The following is a 9,150-nucleotide window of genomic DNA, read 5'->3' as shown; positions in this document are numbered from 1 at the left end:
GCACCCTCTACCGCAGTGAGGTGATCACCAAGGCGATGGAGGGCGCCCTCTACGCCGTCCGCCAGGCCCCCGCCGACCACCCGGTGCTGCCGCACGTCCGCCACCTGCTGGTCTTCTTCCTGGTCCGCGCGGAGCGCTACGCGGAGGCCCTGGAGCAGCTGCGCCATGTGGACGGCCACGTGGGCGCGGTCCCGTGGTCGTACGGGGCGGACCCGGCGGCCGAGTACACGGTCTACCGGGCGCTGGCGGTGGCGGGCTGGGAGGGCGGCGGCGGCACCCCGGCGACGCTGCCGCGGTGAGGGGGCCGCGGGCGGCCCGGAATTCCCGTAGCCGCGTACCCGTTGAAGTAAAGGCGCGCCGCGCACTCGTATACGACGAAGAACGTACGACTACGACGAACGTACGACTACGACAAAGAACGTGGCAGCCGCCGTACCCGTCCCGCGAGGAGCCCGAAGATGCTGTTCAGCCGCCACAGGAACCACCTCCCCACCGCCGAGGAGGCGCTGAAGGGTCGTCCCGAACCGGGTTTCCGCGTCCCCGACCGCCACACGGTCCTCGGCAACCCGCTGACCGGCCCGTACCCGGAGGGCCTGGTCGTCGCCGACTTCGGCCTGGGCTGCTTCTGGGGCGCGGAGCGGAAGTTCTGGCAGGCCCCGGGCGTGTGGACCACGCTCGTCGGCTACCAGGGCGGCCACACCGAGAACCCCACGTACGAGGAGGTCTGCAGCGGCCTCACCGGCCACACCGAGGCCGTCCGTGTCGTCTTCGACCCGACGATCACCTCCTACGCCGCCCTCCTGAAGGTCTTCTGGGAGTCCCACGACCCCACCCAGGGCTTCCGCCAGGGCAACGACGTCGGCACCCAGTACCGCTCGGCGATCTACGCCCACTCCCCCGAGCAGCAGTCCGAGGCCGAGTCCTCCCGCACCGCCTACCAGTCCGTCCTGACGGGCTCCGGCTACGGCGAGATCACCACCGAAATCCTCCCCGCGGGCCCCTTCTACCCGGCCGAGCCCTACCACCAGCAGTACCTTGACCGCAACGTTAACGGCTACTGCGGCATCGGTGGCACGGGCGTCTCCTGCCCGATCGGCGTGGCCCCGGCGGACGGCTAAAGGTCACTGGCGGCCGACGCGACCAAGCCCGCGACGGCCGCCCGGATGATCATCCGGGCCCTGAACGCCGTAGTCCGTCGCGCCTGGAGGTCTGCTCCGAGGCCGACGCCCCGCTCACCACATGGCCGGAGCGCCACTTCGCCGAGCGGCTCGGACACCCCCCGCCAGAGGCCGAGGGGGCGCGCCCTCACTCGTTCGGGCTCGCACTCGATACGCTGCTCCCAGGGATCAGAATCTCGCCCATGGAAGCAGCAATGACCACCTCCGCCACTGGGCAGCCACTCATCCCTCAGCCGCCTGCCACTGTCACGGCCCTTCGCCAGGCCGTCGCGCAGATCGCCCCCGCCGCCCTTCCCGCCTTCACGCGGGAGCTGGATCAGGCCGCCGACCAGTCCCGGCACGCTTTCGACCTGGCCCCTATCCAGCGGTTCATCGCCCAGTGGGCCGTCTACGTCCACATTCAGCGGCAGCCGAATATCGCGAAAGAGTTCCGTCACTGGGAGGACGCTGCCGAGACAGGCGACGCGACGCAGGCCCGACGCGCCGCGTCCGCAATCGGCAAGATCCTGGACGAAGCACATGCCGCGCTCGGACTCCCACCTCGATGAGCGTCGGCTGGCGCTGGGAGTACGACCCCGATCACGCTCACGTGGCAGGCGACATCCCCGCTCGCGTGGCTATTTCTTCTTCCTGGTGGCACCACGAGACCAGCTGATCGTGATCGTCCGCATCATGCCACCGTTCCAAGAGCTCTAGACGGGCGCCGGGGTCACATGGCAGCGCAGGCTCGGCGGCACAGGCGTCAAGCTAAGTGACCCGTCCGAGGGCGGCTCCTGCCCCACCGGGATCGCGCCCGCTGACGGCTGACGCGGCCGCTTCAAGGGCCAGGTGCCACGGGTAGTTCTCCGGTCGGCCCTGGCCCGGTTTGTTGGGTACGAATCCGCCTTCCCCGTACAGCACGCGCACCCCCATCGCCCGGAGCGTGGCAACGCTGGCGTCGAACTGGGTGTGCTGGACGTAGGCGGCGTTGACGCACGGAAGGGTCACGGTGGGGATGCCCTTGCCGATGGCCTCGGCCACGAATCCGACGATGAACTTCTCGGTGATCCCCAGGGCCCACTGGTTGATCGTGTTGAAGGTGGCGGGTGCCAGCACGGCGACATCCGCGGGAGGCCAGACGTCCGGCTCCCAGGGCAGCTTGTACTGGCCGCGCACAGGGTGCCCGGTCAGCTCTTCCAACGCTGGCAGCTCGTCGTCAAGCCAGCGAGCGGCCGTGGGGGTCAATCCGAGGCAGACATCCCAGCCGGCCGCCTGCGCACGTTCGATCACGCCAGCGATGTTCAGCACCGGCGGGGCGGCGCTTCCGAACAGGTAGAGGACACGGTTCGCGGTCATGCGGGCAGTCCACCGTGCGGCACCCTCCAGCCGCAATCCCTGCCCGCTCAGGGTTGAGATCGCCGTTCAACGTCTTCTGCCGTGGCCGGGCGGGTAGCGTTTTCCGTTGAGTGAGTCACGAAAGGGAGGCATGCATGCCGCTCCCCGACGACGAGCACACGGGCGCTCGGATCGCACATCACCGGAAACGGGCTGGGTTGACTCAGCGAGGGCTGGCTCAGAAAGTGCCCTACTCGTACAGCCTGCTCACCCAGGTTGAATCCGGGCACAAGCCAGCCAGCCCCGACCTGGTGGCCGCTGTGGCGAAAGCGCTGTGCATCGATGTCACGGCGCTGACCGGCCAGCCCTACGTGACCGAGCTACAGCAGGACCGGTTGGCCGCTCTGGTCCGCCCGATCCGTGAAGCCCTCGACCTCTACGACCTGGGGGCCGATCCGGCGATCACACCGCGTCCCACTCCTCAGCTCGTCACCGCTGCGCAGGCACTGTGTCAGCAGGTACGAGCCACGAAGCTCCATGACGCTGCTCTTGACCTCCCAGGCACGATGGCGGAGATCACCACAGCCGCGTATCGGACGCCGTCGTCCGAGCTGTGGGCTGCCCTGTCGAGTACCTACCGCACCGCGCATGACCTGGCCGTGAAGCTGGGCTATTACGACTTGTCCACGGTGGCGCTGGACCGTATGGACTGGTCCGCGTCGCGGGCCTCCGATCCATTGTTGTCAGCGGTGCGTCAGTACATGCGTGCCCTCGTCTACTTCCGAGAGGGCGAGTACACCATTGGTCAGCGGCTCGTAGCGTCCGGACAGGGGCTGTTGGAGCAATCCCAGCAGACGCGAGAACGGCATGCCGTCGCCGGACAGCTTCACCTCGGGGCAAGCATCATCGCTGCCCGCGCCCACGACGAAGACGCGGTAAAGAACCACCTCACAGAGGCGCGGTCTTACGCGGACCGGACAGGCGAAGCTACGGACGTGCACTGGCTGTCCTTCGGCCCCACGAATGTCACCGTGCACGCGGTGTCGGCTCATGTCGAGATGCGGCACTACGGCGAAGCTCTGCAAGAGGCCGCGAAGGTGCGGATACCGAAGGACTGGGCTGTCTCCCGCGCCGCACACTTCTACGTGGACCGAGCACGCGCCGAGATGGAAGCGGGGCGCTCCGAAGCGGCCTTGAAGTCCATCGTGACCGCGCGGAAACTGGCACCGCAGCAGACGCGGTACCACTCAGGCGCACGCGAGACCATCAGGGGCCTGATCCACTTGTCCCGTCGCACCCCCGACAGCCTGGATCACCTGGCCGCTTGGGTGGGCCTCTGACACTTTCACCGCAGTAGCCCCCGGCTTTCACTCAACTGTGAAAGTTGGGGGCTTCGCATGTCACCAGCATGAATACTCAGCCGGTTTACACCCACCACAGGACCCCGGCGACGCGGGCGTGCGCCCCGGGGCGTGGCCAACCTGAGGAAGCAGGTCGACATGCGGCACTGTATCGGCAGGATCTTCGAACCGTTGATGAGACTGCTACAGCCCGGCCAAGGACGTCATCGCACAGTCAAGGCAAATCAGCCAGTGAACTGCGCCGATACCCCGACGTTGCGGCTGCCTCGTGTGTACCACGTGCCGCGTAAGCCTGTGCCGTGCGGTGAGGACGTGAAGCTTGTCCGGCCGTATCTGGACGCACATGAGCGTCGGAAGAACGTGCCTCGGGTGGAGCTGCTGTGCGCGCCGCACGGGATGGTGGTGGTCAGGTGAGTACGCAACCGCGATTGCTGCCGTGGCCCGGCCCTGCGGGGAAGCCGTGCTACCTGGTGTCAGATACGGACGGCGCGGGGTATCTGTCGCGCCTGGCCGACGAGATGGAAGCCGTTCAGCTTCAAATGGGCGCTGAACTCATCGGTCACGCCCGCTTACTGCTCCGCGACCAGAAGGCGGACGCCCGAGAACTCCGCTACCTCTCAGACCGCCTCATCGAGGCACTACAAGACGCGCTCCGGATCGCGGAGAGTCGCGGCGAGCGTCTGCCGGTGTCCGACGACGAGTGCGAGACCGACGGACCGACTCAAGCGAACGAGGGGGACGGATGAGTCGGCCGTCAGATGGCTGGCAGGTCGGCCCCGCACCGGGGCGTGGTCTGGGTCCGGGGAAAGACGGTCTGTTCGAACTGCCGCTTCACGTTCTCCGTCCCGGTCGCGCGTCCCTGGCGTCGCTGGTGCTGACGATGGTGGAAGCGGAGCAGCTGCACGCCGCCTTGTGTTACGCGCTCGGCGGCGAGCCCGCGCCCGAGGACGCGCCGGAGTGTCGACAGCCGGTCCGTTACCCGGGTGGCCGACAGAAGTACTGAGGCCGCTCGGCAAAGTCACGCGCAACAACCAAAGAAGCGATACCGGACCACCCCTTTTCGCCTGGACAGCTACCGGGGTGGTCCGGCTGGGGATCTTGCGCTCGCACACCGGCAGATCGAGACCTGCCGATGCGCCGGTGTCCCCGTCATGACGGGCGGCCTGGGGTTCGGCCTCGAGGGCACATGGGCGTACGCGCTGGACGCGGACCTGTACGCGGCAGACGCCCGCGGCGCGGCGGAAGCGCTGCTTCACCGCTGACCGCCGGTGCTGTGCGGGGAGTCCTCGGTCCAGGCCGGTGCCGTGGAGGAGTACGCGGCACTCGTCAGGCGACGACCCGAGCTGCTGGCGCACTTGGCCTATGTGCTTCGTGACGTGTTCCCCGGCTTCCGGACCCGCTCGGACAGCTCGGACAGCTCGGACAGCTCGGACAGGGAACACGAGGAGGGCACCGACTTTCTGGGCCGGTTGCCGGATTCCCTGGCGGCGGCCGTGTTCGTCGACGACGAGCGCGTATTCACCGGGGCAGCTCGCCTTCGCCGCGGCATACTTCTCCGCCCGCTCGGTGGAGCCCCGCTGCCTCCTCACGATGACGGATGCCCTGGCCGACCGCCTGCGCGGGTCGCCCCGCACCCTCGACACACTCTCGCCGGGGCGCCGGCGCCTCGCCACGCGGGAGGCGGACTCCCGCCGTCCCGAATGAGTAATCCACCTACCCGTCGGCCGCGGTGGTCTTCCGTGGTGGGTTGCGGTCGAACAGGGCTGCCATGGATGGCCAGGAGGAAGCACTGCGTGGCGACCCGGTCGAGCCGACGCTGTCTCCAGGCGGTGGACAACAGGCCCCGGTGGGCGGCCAGATGGTGGGCAAATACGTCGTGGCCGATGTTGTGCGCTCGCCCGAAGTGGCGGTAGGCGGACCGGAAGTCCCGTGCCGTGAGCACGCCCCTGCCTTGCTGCATCTCGGTTTCGAAGGTGGTGCCGGTCATGGGTCCCCCCTGCTGTGTCACAACCCATGGATGAGCGGGGCGAAGGCTTCATAGATGAGGTCGTTCAGAGCACGAGGGTCGACACGGCTGCGATTCTCGGCGGCTTGCAGCGAGGCGAAGGCGGCGCCGCCAGTACGGCCGGGTATACATGCCCGCGGAGGCCAGCGGGACGTTCGTGGGCTTCCCAAGGGCAGGGCGAGGAGTCGCTCTGGGAGGGCGTTGGGTGCGACGGACCTGGCCAAGGGGGGCACCCCCAGTGTCGCGATCTAGCTGAGCGTTGATCAGCCCGCATCGAGCGTACCCAGTACGGGAGGCTCGCGACCGCCCTTCATCACCGTCGAGGTACGCCCCTGAGAGGCGTTCGCCAAGGGCAAGGATGTATTTCATCAGTTGGAGGACAATCACCGGCTATGGCTATCGATTACAACAAGCGTCCGAAAATCGACTACCGCAAGCGTCCCACGGCGTCAGCTCCCGCGATCAGTCTGGAAAAGGTCGCCGCCCAGGCTCCAGGGCTGGTCAGCCTCTACAAGACCGCCGCGGTCTCCCTGGCCAAGCACGATGCCAGTGGGCAACGGGCCGCGGTGTACCTGGTCCTGGACCGCTCCGGAAGCATGCGCCGGTACTACCGGAACGGATCCGTACAGCACTTGGCGGAGCAGACACTCGCCCTCGCGGCGAACCTCGATGACGACGGGGTCGTGCCGGTCGTCTTCTTCTCCACGGACATCGACGGAACCGCCGAGATCCGCCTCGACGCCTACCAGGACCGGATCAACCCCCTGCACGACTCGATGGGCCACATGGGCCGCACCAACTACCACGTCGCCATGCAGGCCGTCATCGACCACTACCAAGCATCCGGAGCCAACGACCCGGCATTCGTCGTCTTCCAGACCGACGGCTCCCCCACGTCCAAGGCGGCGGCAGAGCACGTGCTGTGCACGGCCGCAAGGCTGCCCATCTTCTGGCAGTTCATCGGATTCGGCGACGACGAATTCCGCTTCCTGCGAAGACTCGACGACCTGCCGGTGCCGAACCGCCGCGTCGTCGACAACGCCGGCTTCTTCGCCGCCGGGCCGACACCGAAGACCCTTTCCGACACCGCCCTCTACGATCAGCTACTCCATGAATTCCCGCTGTGGCTCGACTCCGCACGCTCCGCCGGCATCTTGAAAGACTGAGAACCGGTCGGCCGGGAACATGAGCACCCCCGCAGCGCACGGCTACGCTCGCGGCCATGACTGCGGGTCTGCGTCCGAGGGAAGACGGCCTGCTCACTCCGAACCAGACGTCCCCGTAGGTAGCCCGCGCTTTCGATGACGCCGGCGATACTCCGCTTCCACCCAGTGTGACCGCAAACGTCGACCGGCCCTTTCCCGCGGCCTCGTCCGCTGGTGAATTCAGCGCGCGCTCTTACCCTGGCGGAGTAGAGCCAACCGCCCGATCTTGGAGGTCGAATGAACGAAGACCCGACAAGCGTCGTTGAGGCGGCGTTCCGTTATTACCGGTCACAGGACCGCGAGGCGGCCCTTCCCCTTTACGCCGACGACTTCACGTTCACCAGCCCCCAGGACGATCATATCGACAAGGCAACGTTCTTCGAGAAGTGCTTTCCCACCGCCAGCCGATTCAGGGAGCAGCGGTTGCTGCACGTCACGCCCGCAGACCAGGAACTCGTCTTCGTCTGCTACGAGTACGAGCTCACGACGGGCGACCGGCACCGCAATGTCGAGGCGATCACCGTGCGGGACGGACTCATCCGGGAGGTGCAGGTCTTCTTCGGCGGCAAGGTGTGAGCCGTCCGGAAGCCCAGGAGCCGCGTTTGGGTTCGCCCACGAGGCGTAGGCCGGGGTGAAGCACAACTCGACCTTGTGCTTCACCGCCCAGCGGCGGATCTCGGTGCCCTTGTGGGCGCGAGGACGCCCGGCTCCGCGTCCGCGGAGCGTCCGCGGAGTGCGCTGCTTCGGCCGGCTACTCGGCCTCGCTACTGACCGGAGGGCGCCGGTGCCGGTGCCGGTGCCGGTGCCGGTGCGAGACCGTCCTCGACCAGGCCCGCGAGGACCGCTTCGCCGAGGGCGTGGACGGCGGACTTCGGGCGGACCATGACGGTGAACTCCTTGATGCGGCCGTCGTCGGCGAAGTGCAGCAGGTCGATGCCGTGGATCTCCTTGTCGCCGACCCTGGTGCGAAAGAGCAGCACCGCTGACTGGGAGGACGTGCCGTCGGTGCTGGTCTGCGCGGTCCCGGTGTGGTCGCCGATGTAGCGGAAGTCCTGGAACGTGCGCAGCAGGACCCCGAAGAGGCCCAGCACCATCGGCTTGCCCTCGAAGGGGGTGAACTTGACGGGGCTGTAGAAGCGGACGTCCTCGGTGAACAGGTCGTCCAGGGCCGCGAGGTCCCGGTTGTCGATGGCGGTACGGAAACGGTCGGCAGTGGTCATCGCACACCCGCCTTCTTTCATAATCATGAATGTGAGTAGTCATTTTCATGACTATCATGGCCGTGTGTCCAGCGACAGAGGCATGCAGAGGCACGGAGACACGAAGGAGGCGATCCGATGGCTCTACGGCACGCCGTACTGGCGGCGCTGCTCGAGGGGGAGCTCAGCGGATACCAGCTGACCAAGGCGTTCGACATCGGCGTGGCCAACTTCTGGCACGCCCAGCCACAGCAGCTCTACGCCGAGCTGACCCGCCTGGAGAAGGACGGGCTCATCGCGGGCCGGTCGGTGGTCCAGGAGACCCGCCCCACCAAGCGCCTGTTCCATGTGACCGATGCCGGGCTGGCGGAGCTGGAGGAATTCACGGCCGCGTTCGCCAAGCCGTCCTTCATCCGCGACGACCTGCTCGTCAAGGTCCAGGCCGCCGACCATGTCGACAAGGAGACCCTGATCGCCCAACTCACCGAGCGTGCCACCTTTGCCGAAGCCAAGATCCAGCTCTTCGGCAAGCTGCTGCGCAAGATGCGGGGTGACCGCACGGAGGAGGAGTTCCTGCGCCACGGCCACCGCATCGGCCCGTACCTGACATGTCTGCGCGGACTGGCCCTCGAACAGGGCAACCGCGACTGGTGCGAGCGCACGATCACCGTTCTACGAGAGAGGCGGCACAGCCGTGCCCGACACTGACGCGGCGTACAGCCGCTACGTCGCGCTGGGCGACAGCCAGACCGAGGGCCAGGGCGACGGCGACGACACCACAGGTCTGCGCGGGTTCGCCGACCGCCTCGCCGAGCACCTCGCGCACGCCAACCCCGGCCTCTCCTACGCCAATCTGGCCGTACGGGGCCGACTCGCCGCGCAGGTCCA

11 protein-coding genes and 1 pseudogene are annotated in these 9,150 nt (G+C 67.5%); 9 read left to right on the top strand and 3 right to left on the bottom strand.

Features of this window, described 5'->3' with window-relative positions:
* The 3 genes and pseudogenes from GWI24_RS34425 to GWI24_RS34415 form a co-directional block, all read left to right on the top strand.
* A pseudogene (locus GWI24_RS34425) lies at positions 1–299 on the top strand (hypothetical protein); the annotation flags it as partial.
* Between the two features lie 159 nt (positions 300–458).
* Positions 459–1,118 carry a peptide-methionine (S)-S-oxide reductase MsrA gene (msrA, locus tag GWI24_RS34420; protein WP_210949971.1) on the top strand — a complete coding sequence of 220 codons (660 nt, stop codon included), beginning with the start codon at positions 459–461 and terminating at the stop codon, positions 1,116–1,118.
* A gap of 254 nt (positions 1,119–1,372) precedes the next feature.
* Positions 1,373–1,726 (top strand): DUF6247 family protein, encoded by a 354-nt coding sequence (locus tag GWI24_RS34415; RefSeq protein WP_210949970.1) that lies wholly within the window; start codon positions 1,373–1,375, stop codon positions 1,724–1,726.
* A gap of 199 nt (positions 1,727–1,925) precedes the next feature.
* Here the strand turns inward: GWI24_RS34415 and GWI24_RS34410 are convergent, their stop codons facing one another.
* Positions 1,926–2,513, bottom strand: a complete 588-nt coding sequence (locus tag GWI24_RS34410) for a flavoprotein (RefSeq protein WP_210949969.1) — start codon at positions 2,511–2,513, stop codon at positions 1,926–1,928.
* Positions 2,514–2,647: 134 nt separating this feature from the next.
* Between GWI24_RS34410 and GWI24_RS34405 the strand changes: the two genes are divergently transcribed.
* Together GWI24_RS34405 and GWI24_RS34400 are read left to right on the top strand one after the other, a co-directional pair.
* Positions 2,648–3,832 carry a helix-turn-helix domain-containing protein gene (locus GWI24_RS34405; protein WP_210949968.1) on the top strand — a complete coding sequence of 395 codons (1,185 nt, stop codon included), beginning with the start codon at positions 2,648–2,650 and terminating at the stop codon, positions 3,830–3,832.
* A 431-nt stretch (positions 3,833–4,263) separates the two neighbouring features.
* Positions 4,264–4,599, top strand: a complete 336-nt coding sequence (locus GWI24_RS34400) for a hypothetical protein (protein ID WP_210949967.1) — start codon at positions 4,264–4,266, stop codon at positions 4,597–4,599.
* 839 nt (positions 4,600–5,438) lie between these two features.
* On the opposite strand, the gene GWI24_RS47015 is transcribed toward GWI24_RS34400, so the two are convergent.
* On the bottom strand, positions 5,439–5,840 hold the full coding sequence (locus GWI24_RS47015) for a DUF3703 domain-containing protein (protein WP_210949966.1): 402 nt from the start codon (positions 5,838–5,840) through the stop codon (positions 5,439–5,441).
* A gap of 410 nt (positions 5,841–6,250) precedes the next feature.
* Here GWI24_RS47015 and GWI24_RS34385 point away from each other — a divergent pair, with 410 nt between their 5' ends.
* Positions 6,251–7,024, top strand: a complete 774-nt coding sequence (locus GWI24_RS34385; RefSeq protein WP_210949965.1) for a VWA domain-containing protein — start codon at positions 6,251–6,253, stop codon at positions 7,022–7,024.
* Between the two features lie 276 nt (positions 7,025–7,300).
* Entirely contained in the window at positions 7,301–7,639 is a 339-nt protein-coding gene (locus GWI24_RS34380; protein WP_210949964.1) for a nuclear transport factor 2 family protein, read from the top strand.
* 188 nt (positions 7,640–7,827) lie between these two features.
* Here the strand turns inward: GWI24_RS34380 and GWI24_RS34375 are convergent, their stop codons facing one another.
* Positions 7,828–8,283 (bottom strand): nuclear transport factor 2 family protein, encoded by a 456-nt coding sequence (locus GWI24_RS34375; RefSeq protein ID WP_210949963.1) that lies wholly within the window; start codon positions 8,281–8,283, stop codon positions 7,828–7,830.
* A 117-nt stretch (positions 8,284–8,400) separates the two neighbouring features.
* Here GWI24_RS34375 and GWI24_RS34370 point away from each other — a divergent pair, with 117 nt between their 5' ends.
* Both GWI24_RS34370 and GWI24_RS34365 read left to right on the top strand, forming a co-directional pair.
* On the top strand, positions 8,401–8,970 hold the full coding sequence (locus GWI24_RS34370; RefSeq protein WP_210949962.1) for a PadR family transcriptional regulator: 570 nt from the start codon (positions 8,401–8,403) through the stop codon (positions 8,968–8,970).
* Positions 8,957–9,150 (top strand): SGNH/GDSL hydrolase family protein (locus tag GWI24_RS34365; protein WP_308344186.1); only part of this gene is annotated, 194 nt, incomplete at its 3' end. The genes GWI24_RS34370 and GWI24_RS34365, both read left to right, overlap by 14 nt.

The organism is Streptomyces sp. MK37H, from assembly GCF_018035285.1.
In the GTDB taxonomy this organism is placed as follows: Bacteria; Actinomycetota; Actinomycetes; order Streptomycetales; family Streptomycetaceae; genus Streptomyces; species Streptomyces endocoffeicus.
Note: the sequence above shows the minus strand (reverse complement) of the source record. Positions and strands in the feature narration are given on the sequence as shown.